The following is an 18,307-nucleotide window of genomic DNA, read 5'->3' as shown; positions in this document are numbered from 1 at the left end:
GTCCCTCCCCTTTGCATTGGAGCTGCTGCGCACGCTCGCCGGCGACAAGGCCGTCGAGAAGGTCGCCGAGGGCATCCAACTATGATTTTGGCTTCGCAATCGCCGCGCCGCATAGAGCTGATGCGCGAGGCAGGCTACAACATTCGCGTGATTCCCGCGGATATCGACGAAACGCCCTTTGATGGCGAGGCCCCGCTCACGCTTGTCGAGCGCTTGGCACGCGCCAAGGCGGCTGCCGTTGCTGCCGAGTATGCCGAGCCCAATGAGCTGACGGTCGCGGCCGACACCATCGTCACCTTTGACGGCAAGATTCTGGGCAAGCCGGCAACCGAGGACGAGGCGCGCACTATGCTCCGTGAGCTTTCGGGCCGCACGCACCAGGTCGCAACCGGCGTCTGCATCGTTAAGGCAGGCGATACGGCCGCCCCGCATGCCGCCGAAAGCCTGTCCTTTGTCGATGCGACCGACGTGACGTTCTACGAGCTCACCGACGAGCAGATCGAGCACTACGTCGCCTCGGGTGAGCCCATGGACAAGGCCGGCGCCTACGGCATTCAGGGCACAGGAGGACGCATGCTCGTGCACGATATTTCGGGCGACTTCTATAACGTGGTGGGCCTACCCATCGCCCGCGTCGCGCGCGCGATTCAAAAACTCTCGTAATTGCATCTGGCGCTGGGTATCCCCCGGCGCCTACAATTTTGGCGTACCGTACGGATCCCGACCGGGCACAAGGCGCGGCGGAAAACCGATAGGAGTTAAACATGGATACACTGCTCGAGGCCATTGACGTCTGCGATGTCGATGGCTTTTGCTATGGCAACTATACGGACGAGGAGGCCGGCACCGGTTGCACCGTAATCGTGGCACCCGAGGGCGCCACCGGCGGTGTTGACGTTCGCGGCGGTGCTCCCGCTTCGCGCGAAACCGACCTGCTGCGACCTGAGAACACCGTCGACAAGGTCCACGCCGTCTGCCTTTCGGGCGGATCGGCCTTTGGCCTCGAGGCTGCAAGCGGCGTCGCTCGCGAGCTTGAGAGCCGCGGCATCGGCCTTCCCGTCGGCCCCACGCAGGTGCCTATCGTGTGCTCCAGCTGCATCTTCGACCTTGCCTTTGGCGACCCCACCGTGCGCCCCGACATTGAGGCCGGCATCGCCGCCGTGTGCGAAGCACTCGACCACACCCCCACCAAGCTCGAACAGGGCAACGTAGGCGCCGGCACGGGCGCCACCGTGGGTAAGCTCATGGGGCCCGCCACCTGCATGAAGGCCGGCCTTGGAGCTGCCGCCGTGGCACTCGGCCCCATCAAGGTGGGCGCCGTGGTCTCGGTCAACGCCTGCGGCAACGTTGTCGACCCCTTCACCGGCGAGTGGGTCGCCGGTATGCGCGCCGCGGCCGATAGCGACCAGATCGTCGACATGGAACTCGCAGCCTTTGCCGCCGCCGGATCCATGCAGATGCCGCTCGACCGCACCAACACCACCATCAGCTGCATCGTCACCAACGTGGAACTCACTAAGGCACAAGCCACCAAGGTCTCCCAGATGGCCGCAGACGCCTACGCACACGCCATCCGTCCCACGCACACCACCAACGACGGCGACACCATCTACACCCTCGCCAGCGGCAAACTGGGCGCCCAGGCAAGCGCCGCCGTTCCCCTAGACCTGCTGGGCATGCTCGCCGTAAGGGCCTTGGAAACCGCCATCGTAAACGGAGCCAAAACCGCCAAAACCTCCCACGGCATCCCCGGCGCCGCGAAGTAGCCTAACCTGACCGGTTGCCCGGTGGGGCTTGGTTATGTTTGCTGCTCTACAGTCCTGGCTCGCACGAAGAGCACATTAAGTGCTCTTCGGCTCGTGCGGAACTCGCGACAAACATAACCAAGCCCCACCGGGCAACCTACCAACCAGATTCTTTTCAGCCCAGGCCCCTGTGTACCGCGCGTCGAAGATCTTCAAATTCAGGCAGCCTGACAATCGATTCTTATAGCAGAGGCCCCTTGGCCTTTAGTTTGATACAAGTTCCGCACGAGCCGGAAAGCACTTAATGTGCTTTCCGTGCGAGCAGGACTGTTCGCAGTAGCAAACTAAAGGCCAAGGGGCCCAGTCAACCTATCAGCAGCGATTACTCGGCAGCTAGTTGAATTTGAAGATCTTTGAGGCAAGACGGTATAGGCCGAGTGTGGTTTTGTCTCCGGCCCGTCCGCGCAGATTGGTGAAGAACCCGACCACGCCGTAGCGGGCACGACGATACATGCGCTCGTCGTAGGCCTTCAAATCATTCCACAGCGTCTTTAGGCGCTCGTCGGCGCAATCTTCCTCGGAAAGCTTGGTGAGCACCGAGCAGATCGCCATCATCATGGTGAAATAGCCCATCATGTACGAGCGCAGACGCGACGACTCAACATCGCTGTACAGGTGGTACGACTCCATCATGATGCGCGTCACACGGAACTGCTGGTCCAGACGCTTGACCATCGTGGCCTCGTTGACACTCTGGCCCTCGCGACCGATAAAGTAGCGATAGAGGTCGATGTCGGCGTAGTACATGGTCTTGCAACGCGGCAGCGGCACGTAGGCGTAGATGTTGTCCACATAGAACGTGTGCGGCGGCATGGGAAGGTTGGACTCGCGCAGCACATCCGTGCGATAGCACAGGCTGTGCATGAGTAGGTTCTGGTCCAGGCGGAAATGACCGATCTGATCCCAGGAAAAGATCTTTTTGCGCGGCAGGGCAAATTTGTAGCCAATAGCGGTATGCGTGCCCTCGTAAACCTTCTCGTACACGTAGTTCGAGATAAACAGGTCAACGCGCTGGTCACGCTCTTCAAAGCCACGCAGAATCGACAGCATAGTCGAAAGAGCCGCAGCATCGAGCCAGTCATCCGAGTCGACGACCTTGTAGTAGGTGCCCTGTGCCTCGCGCAGACCCGAAAGGACGGCAATACCGTGGCCGCCGTTCTCCTGGTGCACCGCGCGAATGATACCGGGATAACGTGCCTCCCACTCGTCGGCCTTATCGGCCGTCTCGTCCTTGGAGCCGTCGTCCACTACGATAATCTCGATATCGGTGGCGTAATTGCTCCCCTCCAAGATGGAGGTGATGCAATGGTCCATGTCCTTGGCGGCGTTATACGAGGGAATACCGAATGTTATGACTTTATGCATGGCAGGCGATAATCTCATCCGAAAGATCGAGGGCGGAATTGGTCACAGCGTCCATATCGTAGTAACGATACTCGGCCAGACGACCCACCGGGTGGAAGTTCGTCAGGTTCTGGACGCGCTCAAGATAGCGCTCATAGAGCTCACGGTTCTCGGGCTCAAGAATGGCGTAGTACGGCGTCTCGCCCGAGCCGGGCGTATAGGCCTTGGAATACTCCTTCATGATGGTGGTCTTGCCGGGCAGGATCTGACCGGTCATGTTCTTGAACTCGGTAATGCGCGTGTAGTCCTCGCTCGTGGTGTAGTTGACGGTGCCCACGGGCTGGAACTGGTCCATATCGAGCGTCTCGAACTTCATGTCGAGCGTGCGGTACGGTAGCGCGCCCAGATCGAGATTGAACAGCTCATCGAGCGGACCGGTGTAGACGATCTCGCCACCATAGACCTTGCCGTCGATCTTGACGGTAGTCTCGTCGATTTCAAAGAGGTCACGGGCGTCCACGTCGCAGAACACGTCGATCAGGTCGTGGTCGAGCATGTGCTCAAAGAGCGCCGTGTAGCCCTCCTGCGGCATGCCCTGGAAGGGAGCTTGCGGGAAGTAGCGGTCATCATCGCCCACAAAGACGGGAACGCGGCCGGTGATCGAGGGATCGATCTGATCGGGCGTCTGGCCCCACTGCTTCATGGTGTAATGTAAAAAGACGTTCTCGTAGACGTAATCGGCGACCTCGGCAAGATCCGGGTCGTTCTTCTTACGCAGCTCCATAATGGGCACCTTGACATCCTTGCCAAAGGTCTCCACGAGCTTCTGATACAGCTCCTCGCCGCGCTCGTCACCAAAGGCGAACTTGAGACTCGCATGGTTGAAGGGCACGGGCATAAGGGTACCGTTGATGTTGGCGAGCACCTTGTGCTGATAATCCGTCCACTTGGTAAAGCGCGACAGGAAATTGTGCACGCGCTCGTTAAAGGTGTGATAGATATGCGGACCGTACTCGTGAATCAGGATTCCGGCCTCGTCAGTGCAGTCATAGGCATTGCCCGCAATGTGGCTACGGCGCTCCAAAACGGCAACACGATAGCCGATGGTCTCGGCAAGACGGCGGGCGCAAACGGCACCGGCATATCCAGCACCGACGACAATCATGTCGTACGCGCCGGCGTTAAAGCCTTCAGGCAGGCCTGAGGTAATCTGCATCGATACTCCTTGTCAAAAGCCACGGGCTCGTTAGCTGGGCTTTTCTCGAACATTCTTCGAGACATATTTATCAGAGCGATTATAGCGCTAATGCGTCCTATAATGAGCTTGCCACACAAGGAAAGCTCAAGCACCGCGGCGTACATAATTGAAAGGTAAACCCGCTAGCAGCGGGTTTATTCGTGAACAGCCGGGTGCCTGGAGCTTAGCGAAACGCTTGTAAGGAGTAACATGAGCGATTTCCTAAACCGTATGAAGTCTGCCGCCAAGGCCGACCTTAAGACGATCGTCCTGCCCGAGGGCGAGGATCCGCGCACTATCGTCGCGGCCACGAAAATCATCGAGGAGGGCCTGGCAAAGATCGTCATCCTGGGCAACCCCGACGAGATCAACGTTCCCGGCGCTACCGTCATCGACCCGCGCAATGCCGAGAAGCACGAGGAGTATGCGCAGAAGTTTGCTGAGCTCCGCGCCAAGAAGGGCGTTACCATCGAGCAGGCTCGCGCCCAGGTGATGGACGCCACCTACTTTGGCACCATGATGGTCAAGATGGGCGACGCCGACGGCCTGGTCTCCGGCGCCTGCCACTCCACCGCCGACACCCTGCGCCCTGCACTTCAGATCCTCAAGACCGCCCCGGGCACCAAGCTGGTCTCGGCCTTCTTCGTGATGTGCACCGACACCCCGCAGTTCGGCACCGACGGCACGCTGATCTTCGCCGACTGCGGCCTCAACATCAACCCGTCCTCCGACGAGCTCTCCGAGATCGCCATCGCCTCCGCTCACTCCTGGTCCACCTTCATGGGCAACGTTGAGCCGCACGTGGCCATGCTCTCCTACTCCACCATGGGCTCCGCCGGCGGCGAGGTCGCCAAGAAGGTCCAAGAGGCCGTAAAGTTCTGCAAGGAGAAGGCTCCCGAGCTCGCCATCGACGGCGACCTGCAGCTCGATGCCGCTATCGTCCCCACTGTCGCCCAGCTCAAGGCTCCCGGCTCCTCCGTTGCCGGCAAGGCCAACGTGCTCGTGTTCCCCGACCTCGAGGCCGGCAACATCGGCTACAAGCTGGTCCAGCGCTTCGCCGGCGCCGACGCCTACGGCCCCATCCTGCAGGGCATCGCCAAGCCGGTCAACGATCTGTCGCGCGGCTGCTCTGCTGACGACATCGTGGGTGTCGTGGCCATCACCGCCGTCCAGGCTCAGATGGCTGAGTAGCGTACGCACTCGCCCGAAGGCCGTACGGGCTAACCCCTGAAAACGTCCTCGACCAATGAAACGCCCCCGTTCTGCTCCTTCGGAGCTACGAACGGGGGCGTTTCTGGTCTGCGGATTGTTTTCAGGGGTTAGCCCGTACGGCCTTCTACCGCTACGTAGCAATTAGGGCATCTGGAGTGGACGGCGGCTTGGCTACGAGCTGAGGCTGAAGATCTGGATGGCCGGGTGCCGTTGCTGGGAGTGCAGGCGTTACTGGCGATGGTCACTTTGGGACTGGTATTTCCGCCTGCTAGCAAAAAGGCCTCCGGAGCTGTTGCTTTGGAGGCCTTTCGTTTACTTGCAAATGCGCGCGTTAGTTGTTCTTGGTCAGGCGCTCGACGTCGTGGGCGATCATGTATTCCTCGTCGGTGGGGATGACCATAACCGTGACGGAAGAGCCGGCGGCGCTGATGACCTGTGGGCCGTTGCCCACGGCCTCGCGGTTCTTGTTGTTGTCGATGCGCACGCCCAGCCACTCAAAGCAGTCGCAGAAGGCCTTGCGGATCGACCAGTCGTTCTCGCCGATGCCGGCGGTAAAGGTAATGGTGTCCACGCCCGCCATGGAAGCGATCATGGAACCGGCCTGCTGCATGGCCTTATAGGCGAACATATCGAAGGCGAGCAGGCAGCGCTCGTCGCCCTCGGAGGCGCGCGTGCGGATGTCGCGGGCGTCGTTGGAGATGCCCGAGATGGCAAGCAGACCAGACTGCTTGTTCATCATGTCATCAACTTCCTGATAGCTGTAGCCGCCCTCGCGCTGGAGGTAGCACACGGTAGCCGGGTCAATGGAACCACAGCGAGTGCCCATCATCAGGCCGTCAAGCGGCGTGAGGCCCATCGTGGTGTCGCGGCACACGCCGTCCTCAATGGCGGCAAGCGAAGCACCGTTGCCCAGATGGCACGAAAGCAGGCGGTGGCAGCGCGAGCCCAGGATCTCCTTGGCCATCATCCACTCGTAGCGGTGGCTCGTACCGTGTGCGCCGTACTTGCGCACGTGGTACTTGTCGCACACGTCCTTGGGCAGCGCGTAGGTGTAGGCGACCTCGGGCATGGTCATGTGGAACGAGGTGTCGAAGACGGCCACGTTGGGCAGCTCCGGATACTTCTCGCGGCAATATTCGATTGCTGCGGCCTCGCCGTAATTGTGCAGCGGAGCGAGCGGGGCCACCTCAAGGATCTTAGCCATGACCTCATCGTCGACGACCGCGGAATCATCGAAGTGCCAGCCGCCCTGAACGATACGATGCCCAATGCCATCAATCGTAAAGTCGGTCTTCTCGAGCTCCTCGAGCACGCGAGCGATAGCAGAGCGATGATCGGGGAAAGGGACCTCCTCGGTCTGCTTAGCGCCACCGTTCTCGGAGTGGCCAAAGATGCCCATGTCCGATCCGATACGCTCGCAGTTGCCCTTGGCGAAAACCTTGCGGGTATCGGTATCCAAAAGCTGATATTTAAGGCTTGAGCTGCCGGCGTTGACAACAAGTACGTTCATGAGACTCCTTCGCAGTGCAATACGGTCGACGCAGGCCCCTTAAGGCGGCCGCATTTTAATAAGAAGTTATCATATCTTGATAAATAGCTATCAGCATATCGCCCAACGAGCGCAAAAGAGGGGCCGAACGGCGCTCGGTCGTCCAGCCCCTCCCCTCTTGCAATTACTTGCCGTTGACGATGCGCTCGACGTCGGAAGCGATCATGAACTCCTCGTCCGTGGGGATGACGAAAATCTTGACCTTGGAATCCTTGGCAGACAGGCACCAAGCGCCGTCACCACGCAGGGCGTTGCGGGCATGATCCATCTTGACGCCCATAAAGGCCAGACGGTCGGCAACGCCGGCGCGAACAGCCGGAGCGTGCTCGCCGATACCGGCAGTAAAGACCAGGGTGTCCATACCGCACATAGAAGTAGCCATCTCGGCAGCCTTGGCGGCAATCTTGTAGACAAACATGTCGAAGGCGAGCTGAGCATCGGGGTCACCAGCGGCGGCGAGCTCCTCGACGTTGCGGCAGTCGTTGGTCTTGCCGCCGGTCACAGCCAAAAGGCCGGACTTCTTGTTCATCATCTCGTCGACCTCGTCGAAGGTGTAGCCACCCTCGCGCTGCAGGTAGCACACGGTAGCCGGGTCGATGGAGCCGCAGCGGGTGCCCATCATGACGCCGTCGAGCGGCGTCAAGCCCATGGTGGTGTCCATGCACTTGCCGTCCTCGATGGCGCACAGGGAAGCGCCGGAGCCGATATGGCACACGACGACCTTGCGGGCCTCGCCGTTGGTCATCTCGGCGACCTTCTTGGAGATGTAGCGATAGCTGGTGCCGTGGGCGCCGTACTTACGGATGTGCAGCTTGTCGCAAACATCCTTGGGAAGGGCGTAGGTCTTGGCGACCTCGGGCATGTTGAAGTGGAAAGCGGTGTCGTAGACCGTGACGTTGGGCAGATCGGGATACTGCTCCAGGCAGTACTCGATAACGTTGGCCTCGGGGTTGTTGTGCAGCGGCGCCAGCGGGGCGACCTCGCGAATCTTGGCGAGGACGTCCTCGTCGACGAGGGAGGAATCACCAAAGTACCAACCGCCCTGAACGATACGGTGGCCGATGCCCTCGATCTTGACGCCGTTGGCCTCAAGGTCCTTCAGGACGACCTCGATGGCGACCTTGTGGTCGGGGAACTCGATGTTCTCGGTCACCTTCTTGGAACCGTTGGCAGCGTGGGTGAAGGTACCGCCGGTAAAGCAGACGCGCTCGCAGGAGCCCTTTGCGGACACCTTGTGGGACTTGGTATCGATGACCTGATACTTAAGGGTCGAAGATCCTGCGTTGACGACCAGAACGTTCATGTGTCTCCCTACTAACAGGCGGTGTGGCGCCGCCAGGTTACATACGCTTCAATAATAAACCCAAACGCCCTCGCGCTCGGGTTTATTGCGTTGATATATAAGTTATCGGTGCTTGAGCTTCCGTTTCATTGCAAGGAAAAAGCGCCCTCAGATGAGGTTCTCGCCCAGGTTCTTGCCGCCGAGGACGTGCATGTGGAAGTGCATGACGGTCTGACCGGCGTTGACGCCCTTGTTGGAGATGACGCGGAAACCGTCCTCCAGACCCTTGGCCTTGGCGACCTCCTGGATGGCGTGGGCCATGGCGCCCATGGTCTCGGCGGGCACGTTATCGGCGATGTCACTGTAGTGCTTCTTGGGGATCACGAGCGTGTGGACCGGCGCCTGGGGATTGAGGTCGTCGAACGCGATGACCTGGTCATCCTCGTAGACGACGGTCGAGGGGATCTCGTGGTTGGCAATTTTGCAGAAGATGCAATCACACATGGTTGGTTCCTTTCTCACAGACCAAGGTAATTATATTTGGTCGGGATGGTTAGAACGAAAGGTTGTCGTCGGTGTTGGCGGCTTCGCCGTCGGCGAGCACGTCGTTGCCGTCGACGTCCTTCAGGAGCACCGAGACCTTCTGCTCGGCATCGGACAAGCGGGTACGCAGGCTCTTGAGGAGCTCGACGCCGCGGGTATAGCTCTCAAGCGACTCCTCGAGCTCCATATCGCCCGACTCCAAGCTGCGGATGATGAGCTCCAACTCCTGTGAAGCCTGCTTGTACGTAAGCTGCTCGACCGGGGTCTTCTCTGCCATATCTGTTTCCTTTCCTAAAGGTTTATCGCTATGAAACGCGGCCTACTCGACCGTATCGACCGTTGCCGCCACGTTGCCGTCTGCCATGCGCACGCGAATGGCGTCACCGGGCTTAAAGGTCTTGGCGCTCGTGGCCACCCCATCATCGCTGTACGCGATGGAATAACCACGGGCAAGCACCTTGAGCGGCGACAGGGCATCGAGCGAGGCTGCCGCACGGCCCAGGTCGGATGCTGGCTTGTTGAGCATCGTGCGCCCCTGATGCTCCAGGCGGGAGCTTGCGAGCGTGAGCGCATGGCGCTTGCCATCGAGTCCTGAGGTGCTTGCGATCAAGCGCTCGGGCAGACGCTCAAAGTTGGAGCGGAATGCCCCAACCGAACGCGTTATGGCGCCGGACAAACGATCGGCCGTCAGGGCAAGCTCAGACTCGCGACGCTCAACCATAAACGTTGGGTCGTTGAGGCACGGGCGGCACGCAGCCGCATCGAGCGCATCGCCCAAGCGAGCCGTATAGGTATCCCAGGCACGGCGACCGCGCTGATCGAGCATCTCCAGGTCGACCTGGGCCGACCCAATCATCGATGCCATCGCAGCACCCAGACGTTGATAGCGCGCCTCGAGCACATCGGCCAACTCCGTCATAGCCGGCGCCACCGATTCGGCCGCCGCCGTAGGCGTGGAGGCGCGACGGTCGCTCACCATGTCGCAAATCGAGGTATCGGGCTCATGGCCAATGCCGGTCACCACGGGCACGGGACAAGCCGCCACCGCGCGGGCAAGCTCCTCGTCATTAAAGGTCATGAGGTCCTCAAAGGAGCCGCCGCCGCGCACCAACAAAATACAGTCGGGCGCCGGCGTAATGGAAGCGGCGCGGCGCAGGTCCTCAATGAGCTCTGTCGGCGCACCCTCGCCTTGTACCTTGGCACCCACGCAGACGAGCTCGACGAGCGGGTTGCGACGACGCAATGTGCGCTTGACGTCGTCGATTACGGCACCCGAAAGCGAGGTGACGACCGCCACGCGGGAGCAGAACACCGGGATGCGGCGCTTGCGCGCTTCGTCCATCAGACCCTCACGGCGTAGCTTTTCGGCCAGTTGCGCCACTTGTTGACGCAGCAGACCCTCCCCCGCCAGCGAAAACGAGCGAGCGACAAAGCTCATGCGGCCCGTAGCCTTATAGAGATTGAAGCTGCCCTTAAAGCTCACCTGCATACCGTCGCGCAGATCGAACGTGCGCTTGAGATAGGCACCCTTCCAAATGATGCAGTCAACGGCGGCCGAATCGTCCTTGATCTGGAAATAGCAGTGGCCGCTTCGGGCGTTAGGACCACGAAAACCCGTGACCTCGCCCAAGACGCTCAGCTGCGGAATGGCATCGAGCGCACCGGCGGCGATCTCCACCGCCTGGCTCACGCTGAGCTCCTTGCGCTCTTGCTCGTCCGAACCGTCGAACTCGGCGGAAACGGCATTACCGGTTAGGTTCCAGCCTGCCACGCAGCCTCCTTTCGTTATCGAGCACAGAGGCTCCGGCCCCGTGCGAAATTAAGTCCAACACATAGTACAGCGCCGCGAGGACACGAATCCCCGCGGCGCCTGCCTGTCCCATTTGTTATCGGTTGGAGTTTCTGTTGTAGCGAGCCATAAGGTAGAGCAACTGAATGATCGAAGTGAGCGCTGCAGCCACATAGGTAAGCGCGGCTGCCGTCAGTACCTTCTTGGCGCCGTTGACCTGCTTGGAGCTCATGCCCGACTGCTCGATGTACGCCACAGCACGTCGGCTGGCGTCAATCTCGACAGGCAACGTAACGAGTTGGAACAGCACACTAAACGAGAAGAAAATCAACGCGAGGGTCGTGAGCCCGGCAATGTTCATAAACAGGCCCAAGAGTAACACGATGGTCCAGGTGTTCTGGGTAAAGTTGACGACCGGCACGAGGGCGGTACGCACTTTCATCATGGCATAGCCGCTTTGACGCTGGGCGGCATGGCCCGCCTCGTGGCAGGCGACGGCAACGCTTGCGACCGAACCGCCCGAACGGTTGGCATCCGACAGATACAGGTTGTTGTCCTGCGGGTTGTAATGGTCGGTGAGCTCGCCAGCGACACCCTTGATACCCACGGCGCTACAACCGTTGGCATCGAGCATGCGGCGAGCGACTGTGGCACCCGTATCGCCGTCCGAGCGAACCTTGGACCAGGTTTTGTACGTCGAGTTGATATAGTTCTGTGCGGCAAGGCCAAGCACCGTGCAGACAAGAACAACCAGCAGGTACAGCGGGTCGATGCCAAAGCCGTATCCATAGTAATAAGGCATGCGAATTCCTCCGAGTCGAGTTACACGTTGGAGGCATTTTACCCACTCAACCGGCTAGGCTTCCCTACAGGAGCTCGATTTTGCCGTCCTTCACCGTCAACCCCATATTGCCGGAAAGCAGATCGTCCAGGCGCGAGCCCACAAGCTCAAAGCGCCAACCTTCGCGCAGGCGGCTCTGCTCGGGATGCTCAATGTAGTCGGCCAGGTCATCGCGCGAGGCAATGACCGAGGTCGCAACGCCTGAGCGCTCGGCAACCAGGCGGATAAGCGCATACATAAGGTCAGTCACGCTCTCCAGCTCCGGCGAAATCTGACGATGTCCGCGCACCAAGAGCGGCAGGCGATCGTGCGGACAGCTCGCACCGCGCTTGATGGCCATGAGCGCACCGTCCACGTCGCGCTCCCCCAATTGATCGGTACCGCGAATGCTACGGAACTCCTCAACGCGCACGGGATTGCGCTTAACGAGCGCTAGCAGCGTGTCGTCGGACATGACCCACTTGCGTGGGATGTTGCGCCGCTCGGCGCGGTCCTCGCGCCAGGCGGCGAGCTCGCGCGCGATACCCAGCTGATGACGGCTGCACGAATTGATGCGCTTGACCTTGCGGAACGCCTCGTGGCGATCGGCGCGATAGTGCGACTCGTCAGCCAGCGGGCGCAGCTCGTCGAGCACCCAGTCCACACGGCCCAGCTCGCGCAGGCGGCTCATCATCTCGGTATAGGCGACGATCAGGTACTTGACGTCATCGATCGCATACTCAATCTGCTTATCGGTCAGCGGGCGGCGCGACCAGTCGGTCAGTGACTCGGTCTTGGGCAGCGATACGCCGCAGAACGTCTGAACAAGCGCGCCATACGAAATCTGCTGGCGCTCGCCCAAAAAGGCGGCGGCGACCTGCGTATCGAAAATCGGTCGTGGCAGCACGCCCACGGTATGGAGCATGACCTCCATATCCTGCGAGCACGCGTGGAAGACCTTGGTCACGCTCTCGTCGGCCATAAGCTCGGCCAGCGGCGATAGGTCGTCGATTACCAGGGGATCGACCGCGACGCTCTCAGCAGGGGTGGCAATCTGAACCAAACATAGACGCGGATGGAACGTGCGCTCGCGCAAAAACTCGGTATCGACGGCAATCGCGTCGAACTCACGGGCGCGCTGGCAAAAGTCGAGTAGAGCCTGATGTGTGGAAATGTACATATCAACCCATCGAATAAGGTTAGGCCCGAAAAACACGGGTAGGATATCGGCATTGCCTTACAACTATACTCGGTTAGTCACAGAACGGGAACGTAAGTATGCGCTGCCTTATCATCCACAACCCGGCATCGGGCCCCAGCTCAGATGAAATCTTCGCATTCACGCACGCCCTTGCACAGGGCGGCGACGAGGTCGTGATGCGCTTTATCGGCGATGGCATGGAACCCGAGGACGCCGTGGCAGACGTGCGCGAGTTTGATCGCGTGGTCGTTTCGGGCGGCGACGGCACCGTCTCCAACGTGCTCGACCAGATGCGCGGATGCGGTGTCCCCACGCTCGTCTTCCCCTCCGGCACAGCCTGCCTGTTCTTCAACAACATCGGCAATGCCCCCGAGGCAGCGGCGCTTGCCAAGGCTTGCCGCGCCGGTCGCACGGTCAAAGTGGACATGGGCGAGCTCTTTTGGCTCGACGAGAACGGCAACGAGAAGCGCCACGGCTTTATCATCATCGCCGGCTCGGGCTTCGACGCCGAGATCATGATGAAGGCCGCCCCCACCAAAAACGACATCGGCGAGATCGCCTACTTCCTCTCTGCGCTCGCCACGCCCAACCCTACGGTAGCGCACTTTACGATTGAGCATGACGGCATTGTCGAGGAGCTCGACGGCATCTGCTGCATGGCCGGCAACACCTCGGTCATCCAAAACGACATCAACCTGTTCCCCGACTGCCGCATGAACGATGGCATGGTCGACATTGCGGTCATCGAACCCGTGCGCACCGTGCAGCTGTTGCCTACCGTGATCACCGCTGCGCTTGACCCCGCCGGCAAGGTACTCGGGCGCCCGCAGTTCAAGATCATCCAGACCAAGGAAGCCAAGATCACCTGCACCCCGTCGCTGGGCATGCAGTTCGATGGCGAGATTATCTCCAGCAATTCGGGCGTCTTTGGAGCCCGCGCGCTTCCACAATGCCTCGACCTCATCGTCGACGAATTCTCCCCGCTCGGAAAATAAGAGGACCCTATGAACGACAATCCCCTGCTCGGCTTTATCATCATCGTTTTGGCCATGCTCGTCGGCTATGCGATCAACGTAATCCACCGCCGGAAGAAGTAATTCCACATTGGCATGATATTCATCCAATTATCGTCTCCCCTGCTGTTTATGCATTTGCCAAGCAGCGGGGGATTTTTCTTTGTGCCCCGTGCAAGGCGCTTTATTCAGGTACAGTAATTGCAGGGTGCCTTTATTTAACTAAAGCTACAAAATGAGTATTTTTATCCGCTCATCGCATATTTTAGGACGCTCATCGAGTACTTCATCGAATTAGATGAATACTCTTTAGACTTCCTATAGGCTAATAGATGTATTTATTAGCTGAAATCCTGCACGGTTCCGCAGGGTTTCAACGGTTGGGAGGGATTATGAGGTTTACTCATCCTGTCAACACGCTCAAAAAGCTCGGCTGCGGCCTTGCGTTTGGAGCAGCGGCCATCATGGCCATGCCGACTTCGGCACTCGCCTGCACCCAGATCTACATGGGCAGCAAGCTCACGGCAGACGGCAACACGTACTACGGCCGTTCCGAGGACTTCGGTCCGCGCTATGTCAAGCATTTTGGCATTGAGCCCGCACACAAGGACGGCAACGAGTACACCTCGGTCGAGTCCGGTTTTGAGTACAAGTCCAAGGGCGCAACCTACCGCTACACCTTCGTTCGCGACAACCCCTCGCAGTGGGAAGATCGCTACGACGCATATTCCGAGGCCGGCATCAACGAGAAGGGCGTCTCCTGCTCTGCCACGTTGAGCACCTCCTATAACGAGAAGGCCGAAGAGGCCGACCCCATCACCGAGGAGACCGGCATTGGCGAATACAGCTATGCCAGCGTCATCCTGGGCGAGAGCGCCACGGCCCGCGAGGGCGTCGAGCTCATCGGCAGCCTGATCGACGAGCAGGGCGTCTGCTCCAACGATCAGATCATCATCGCCGACAGCACCGAGACCTGGTTGTTCGCCGCGCTTTCCGGCCATCAGTGGATTGCTATGAAGCTCGCCGATGACATCGCCTCGCTCAACCCCAACATCGGCAACCTCACCTATAACGTCGACCTCGATGACACCGAGAACTGTCTCCATTCCGAGGGCATCGAGTCCATGCCTAAGGAGAAGGGCTTTGCCGAGTACACCGACGGCAAGTTCGACGTCGCCAAGACCTACGGCGAGAAGATCGACGAGGCCGGTATGCACCAGTGGTCGCGCTATATCCAGGGTCGCGATTACTTCATGGCCCCGCTGGCTGAAGGCACTGACTACGAGATCGTCAAGGACGAGCGCGAAGAGGCTCGCGCCACGACCGGCGCCCTGGTCCACGAGATGCAGCCGCTGTTCTTTCAGCCCGGCAAGTCCGACTGGAACACCTTTGAGATGATTCGTTCCTTCGCCGCTCGCGGCGAGAATGTCGCCGGCCTCAACGCCAACACCGACGGCGCCTATGCCATCGGCTCCAACCGCAACACCGAGATCCACACCTTCCAGATCCGTCACGGCATGGATCCCGAGATCGCGACCATCCAGTGGGAGATGCTCTCCAACGCTGAGTTCTCCGTCGCCATCCCCCTCTACTCCGCACTGCTCACCGAGGTCAGCCCCTACTTCAGCGATCAGGATGTCCCCTTCGATCACTGCGAAGAGGAAGACGTCGTGAACAACGAGGAGCCCAAGAACTCCATCAACTACGTCCTCATGGACATCAACACGCTCGCCTATGAGAACCGCGACCACTGCGCCACCGGCGTCCGCGCCTATCTCGACGCCCTGCAGAAGGAACTCATCGAGCAGAACCTGACCGTCGACGAGGCCATGCAGGCCGAAGAAGGCACCGAAGCCCGCACCGCCCTGGCCAACAAGGCCGGCAAGGCTGCAACCAAGAACACCTATGTTAAGTGCAAGGCCATGCTCGAGGAGATGCGCGACTACCTCCAGGAGGGCGATTTCTCCGAGGAGTTCGTCCCGAGTGACTACGATGTTGACAACAACTGCCTGGTCGAGTCCATCACCTACGCCGACGAGGCCCTTTCCGATGAGGACGTGGCCGAGCCCGAGGCCGAAGAGGAAGAGGTCACCGAGGAGAAGTCCGAGGGCAACAACATGGCCGCCATGGCCGTTGGCGCCGTCGTCATCATCGGTGTCTGCGCCTACGTGATCTATCGTCGCAAGAAGGCCTAAGGCCCTCATGTCCTAGCTGAGCGGGCAAGGCAGCGATGGCAGCCTCGCCCGCTCAGCCCGCTCTTTTGACCGGCGGGAAACCCGCCTGAAATCTTTTCAAAAAAGATTTCCCCGCACACACTTCGCTGTGCTATAGTGCAGCGCAACAGCAACTAGGTGCGACCGCGCCACGGCATCACGAAAGGAGCCACCAACATGAAGAACACGATGAAGTCTCTCAACAACTGGTGGTGGCGTGATGCGAATACGATCGGTCGACAGTGAGTCCCTCACGCCTGTTTTTGCGCTCTAGGTGATTGGAAGGCCTCCGGTTTCGACCGGGGGCCTTTTTCTATCTCGAGCCCGATCGCATTCGCATCACGCGCCTCCGCTTTTCCCCTGCGCTTCCCTTCAGAAAGGATTTTCACCATGTCTCAGAACACCACCGCCACCCAGCCCCGCACCGTCCAGACCGCCGACCGCGGCAAACTCGACGTCCGCGCTCTCGTCCTGCTCGCCATCCTGCTCGCCGCCGGCTTCATCCTCAACTTCACCGTCGGCAAGGCCATCTCAGGCATCTCGGGCGGCATGATCAGCCCCGAGTTCATCATCTCGGCCTTCTGCCTCACCATCCTGGTCGTTCGCCCCAACATCGGCCAGGCGCTCGTCATTGGCCTCATCTCGGCTGCCGTGATCCAGATCACCGCCACTTCGCCGTTCGTCGATTTTGCCGCCGAGGGCATCGCCGCCATGCTCATGGCCGGCATCGTCAACGCCGCCGGCAAGGACGGTCAGGTCAAGCCCGCAATCGCCATTGTCGCAACCTTCCTGACCACCTTTGTCTCCGGCGTCATCTTCATGGTCATCAAGATGGCCATGCTCGGCGTGGTCGGCGAGCTCGCCGCCGCCATGCTACCCGTCGTCGCCATGACCGCCGTCTTTAACGCCATTCTGGTCGGCGCCCTCTACATGCCCATCCAGAAGGCCCTTAGGCTCAACTAACCCGCTCGGCTTTACGAGCCACCCCATCTTGGCGTTCATTCGACGCTCGCGTACCCAAGTACGCTTCGCTCCTCTTTCGCGCCAACCTGGGGCCCCTCGTAAAGCCGTCTCCGTGCTTCACCACCAAAGACCGTCCCAAACAACGAGCTTTTTTGGGACGGTCTTAAACAACTGGTCATGTAAGAACGTCCCCAATGACTATGAAAGGTATCCATGGAAACGATCATCAACGTCGACGATGTCTCGTTCTCCTATGGCACGCAGACCGAGCAGGCGCTCAGCCACATCTCGCTCAGCGTGAACAAGGGAGATTTCATCGGCATCATCGGGCCCTCGGGCGCCGGCAAGTCCACGCTTGCCGCCTGCCTGTCGGGCGCCGTGCCCCACCACTACACCGGCACGTTCTTTGGGTCCGTCATGGTTGACGGCCACGATACCTGCGAGGCCTCGCTGACCGACGTGTCGCAAATCGTTGGCAGTGTGCTGCAGGATATCGACACGCAGATGGTCGCTTCGGTCGTCGAGGACGAGATGCTCTTTGGCCTCGAGAACTTTGGCGTTCCCCACGACCAGATCGAGCAGCGCGTGAGCGAAACGCTCGAGACCGTCGGCATCAGCGACCTGCGCGACCGCGAGATCGCCACGCTCTCGGGCGGACAGAAGCAAAAGGTAGCCATCGCCGCCATCCTCGCCATGCGCCCGCACGTCTTGGTTCTCGACGAGCCCACCGCGGCACTCGACCCCGCCAGCTCCACGTTGGTCTTCGAGACGCTGCGTGAGGCAAACCGCGCACTTGGAATCACCATCGTCGTCGTTGAGCAAAAGGTCGCCCTGCTCTCGGAGTACTGCAACCGCGTGCTCGTGCTCAACCATGGCGAAATTGCGCTGCAGGGCGAGCCACACGAGGTCTTCGCGCATACCGACGAGCTCCGTGCCATCGGCGTCGACTGCCCTCGCGTCACGCGTATCTTCAATAGCCTCGAGGCCGATGGCCTGGTAAGCGGTACCCCCTGCTTGGATGTCGATGAGGCCGAGCGCCTGATTTCGGGCATCGTCGACCCCGCACACGCGGCCATCGAAGCCCAGACGCCCACCGGTTCCCCGCATGCACCGTCGCTGCGTCCGCATGCCAAGGACGCCGAACCCGTACTCACCTTCGACCATGTCGAGTTTGCCTATCCCAATGGCGGCGCCGCCGTCCACGACCTCAACCTGACCCTCTATCCCGGCGAGCTCGTGGGCATCGTCGGCCAAAACGGCGCCGGCAAGACCACGCTCACCAAACTGCTCACAGGCCTGCTTAAGCCCGCCTCGGGCAGCGTACGCGTCACGGGAC

The 18,307-nt window shown here is 60.2% G+C and carries 16 protein-coding genes; 7 read left to right on the top strand and 9 right to left on the bottom strand.

All coding sequences use genetic code 11. The features are described from left to right. Positions 1–81 precede the first annotated feature (81 nt). Positions 82–663: a Maf family protein gene (locus AB5405_RS06845; RefSeq protein WP_368137981.1), complete on the top strand. Its 582-nt coding sequence runs from the start codon at positions 82–84 to the stop codon at positions 661–663. A 101-nt stretch (positions 664–764) separates the two neighbouring features. Next, positions 765–1,766: a P1 family peptidase gene (locus tag AB5405_RS06840; RefSeq protein WP_349070157.1), complete on the top strand. Its 1,002-nt coding sequence runs from the start codon at positions 765–767 to the stop codon at positions 1,764–1,766. 372 nt (positions 1,767–2,138) lie between these two features. On the opposite strand, the gene AB5405_RS06835 is transcribed toward AB5405_RS06840, so the two are convergent. Both AB5405_RS06835 and glf read right to left on the bottom strand, forming a co-directional pair. After that, entirely contained in the window at positions 2,139–3,170 is a 1,032-nt protein-coding gene (locus tag AB5405_RS06835) for a glycosyltransferase family 2 protein (RefSeq protein ID WP_006234294.1), read from the bottom strand. Then, positions 3,163–4,365: a UDP-galactopyranose mutase gene (glf, locus tag AB5405_RS06830; protein WP_368137980.1), complete on the bottom strand. Its 1,203-nt coding sequence runs from the start codon at positions 4,363–4,365 to the stop codon at positions 3,163–3,165. The genes AB5405_RS06835 and glf overlap by 8 nt, the downstream gene beginning before the upstream one ends. 231 nt (positions 4,366–4,596) lie before the next feature. On the opposite strand from glf, the gene pta reads away from it, so the two are divergent. Then, positions 4,597–5,577: a phosphate acetyltransferase gene (pta, locus tag AB5405_RS06825; protein ID WP_006234296.1), complete on the top strand. Its 981-nt coding sequence runs from the start codon at positions 4,597–4,599 to the stop codon at positions 5,575–5,577. Positions 5,578–5,929: 352 nt separating this feature from the next. Here pta and AB5405_RS06820 read toward each other — a convergent pair whose 3' ends face one another. From AB5405_RS06820 to rnd, 7 genes are all read right to left on the bottom strand, one after another. Continuing rightward, on the bottom strand, positions 5,930–7,108 hold the full coding sequence (locus tag AB5405_RS06820) for an acetate/propionate family kinase (protein WP_138339777.1): 1,179 nt from the start codon (positions 7,106–7,108) through the stop codon (positions 5,930–5,932). 163 nt (positions 7,109–7,271) lie between these two features. Then, entirely contained in the window at positions 7,272–8,450 is a 1,179-nt protein-coding gene (locus AB5405_RS06815) for an acetate/propionate family kinase (protein ID WP_055309796.1), read from the bottom strand. Positions 8,451–8,597: 147 nt separating this feature from the next. Next, positions 8,598–8,933, bottom strand: a complete 336-nt coding sequence (locus tag AB5405_RS06810) for a histidine triad nucleotide-binding protein (RefSeq protein WP_035137921.1) — start codon at positions 8,931–8,933, stop codon at positions 8,598–8,600. Between the two features lie 49 nt (positions 8,934–8,982). Then, positions 8,983–9,249, bottom strand: coding sequence for an exodeoxyribonuclease VII small subunit (gene xseB / locus AB5405_RS06805; RefSeq protein WP_006234311.1), 267 nt, complete (start codon positions 9,247–9,249; stop codon positions 8,983–8,985). A gap of 42 nt (positions 9,250–9,291) precedes the next feature. Beyond that, positions 9,292–10,743 carry an exodeoxyribonuclease VII large subunit gene (gene xseA, locus AB5405_RS06800; RefSeq protein ID WP_368137979.1) on the bottom strand — a complete coding sequence of 484 codons (1,452 nt, stop codon included), beginning with the start codon at positions 10,741–10,743 and terminating at the stop codon, positions 9,292–9,294. A gap of 115 nt (positions 10,744–10,858) precedes the next feature. Beyond that, a complete protein-coding gene (locus tag AB5405_RS06795; protein WP_006234314.1) occupies positions 10,859–11,563 on the bottom strand; it encodes a zinc metallopeptidase in 705 nt (234 codons plus the stop codon). Between the two features lie 64 nt (positions 11,564–11,627). Further along, positions 11,628–12,761 (bottom strand): ribonuclease D, encoded by a 1,134-nt coding sequence (rnd, locus tag AB5405_RS06790; RefSeq protein ID WP_148345575.1) that lies wholly within the window; start codon positions 12,759–12,761, stop codon positions 11,628–11,630. A 98-nt stretch (positions 12,762–12,859) separates the two neighbouring features. On the opposite strand from rnd, the gene AB5405_RS06785 reads away from it, so the two are divergent. The 4 genes from AB5405_RS06785 to AB5405_RS06770 form a co-directional block, all read left to right on the top strand. Continuing rightward, complete coding sequence (locus tag AB5405_RS06785) at positions 12,860–13,777, top strand: diacylglycerol/lipid kinase family protein (protein ID WP_006234316.1); 918 nt, start codon at positions 12,860–12,862, stop codon at positions 13,775–13,777. Positions 13,778–14,187: 410 nt separating this feature from the next. After that, the gene (locus tag AB5405_RS06780) at positions 14,188–15,990 is read left to right on the top strand and encodes a C69 family dipeptidase (RefSeq protein ID WP_225093418.1); all 1,803 of its coding nucleotides are present in this window, start codon (positions 14,188–14,190) and stop codon (positions 15,988–15,990) included. 408 nt (positions 15,991–16,398) lie between these two features. Further along, positions 16,399–16,971 (top strand): hypothetical protein, encoded by a 573-nt coding sequence (locus AB5405_RS06775; protein ID WP_368137978.1) that lies wholly within the window; start codon positions 16,399–16,401, stop codon positions 16,969–16,971. Positions 16,972–17,184: 213 nt separating this feature from the next. Then, positions 17,185–18,307: energy-coupling factor ABC transporter ATP-binding protein (locus AB5405_RS06770; protein ID WP_368137977.1), on the top strand; the 1,123-nt coding region annotated here is incomplete at its 3' end.

It is taken from the genome of Collinsella aerofaciens, from assembly GCF_040920445.1.
Lineage (GTDB): Bacteria > Actinomycetota > Coriobacteriia > Coriobacteriales > Coriobacteriaceae > Collinsella > Collinsella aerofaciens_BH.
The sequence above is the reverse complement of the archived record's forward strand: the minus strand, read 5'-3'. Positions and strand labels throughout refer to the sequence as shown.

Excerpts from the sequence above, each read along its gene's own strand:
- AB5405_RS06835 (WP_006234294.1), bottom strand. The coding sequence starts at position 3,170 with ATGCATAAAGTCATAACATTCGGTATTCCCTCGTATAACGCCGCCAAG.
- AB5405_RS06810 (WP_035137921.1), bottom strand. The coding sequence starts at position 8,933 with ATGTGTGATTGCATCTTCTGCAAAATTGCCAACCACGAGATCCCCTCG.
- AB5405_RS06820 (WP_138339777.1), bottom strand. The coding sequence starts at position 7,108 with ATGAACGTACTTGTTGTCAACGCCGGCAGCTCAAGCCTTAAATATCAG.
- AB5405_RS06775 (WP_368137978.1), top strand. The coding sequence starts at position 16,399 with ATGTCTCAGAACACCACCGCCACCCAGCCCCGCACCGTCCAGACCGCC.
- xseB (WP_006234311.1), bottom strand. The coding sequence starts at position 9,249 with ATGGCAGAGAAGACCCCGGTCGAGCAGCTTACGTACAAGCAGGCTTCA.
- AB5405_RS06780 (WP_225093418.1), top strand. The coding sequence starts at position 14,188 with ATGAGGTTTACTCATCCTGTCAACACGCTCAAAAAGCTCGGCTGCGGC.
- AB5405_RS06815 (WP_055309796.1), bottom strand. The coding sequence starts at position 8,450 with ATGAACGTTCTGGTCGTCAACGCAGGATCTTCGACCCTTAAGTATCAG.
- glf (WP_368137980.1), bottom strand. The coding sequence starts at position 4,365 with ATGCAGATTACCTCAGGCCTGCCTGAAGGCTTTAACGCCGGCGCGTAC.
- AB5405_RS06795 (WP_006234314.1), bottom strand. The coding sequence starts at position 11,563 with ATGCCTTATTACTATGGATACGGCTTTGGCATCGACCCGCTGTACCTG.
- AB5405_RS06785 (WP_006234316.1), top strand. The coding sequence starts at position 12,860 with ATGCGCTGCCTTATCATCCACAACCCGGCATCGGGCCCCAGCTCAGAT.
- pta (WP_006234296.1), top strand. The coding sequence starts at position 4,597 with ATGAGCGATTTCCTAAACCGTATGAAGTCTGCCGCCAAGGCCGACCTT.
- AB5405_RS06840 (WP_349070157.1), top strand. The coding sequence starts at position 765 with ATGGATACACTGCTCGAGGCCATTGACGTCTGCGATGTCGATGGCTTT.
- rnd (WP_148345575.1), bottom strand. The coding sequence starts at position 12,761 with ATGTACATTTCCACACATCAGGCTCTACTCGACTTTTGCCAGCGCGCC.
- AB5405_RS06845 (WP_368137981.1), top strand. The coding sequence starts at position 82 with ATGATTTTGGCTTCGCAATCGCCGCGCCGCATAGAGCTGATGCGCGAG.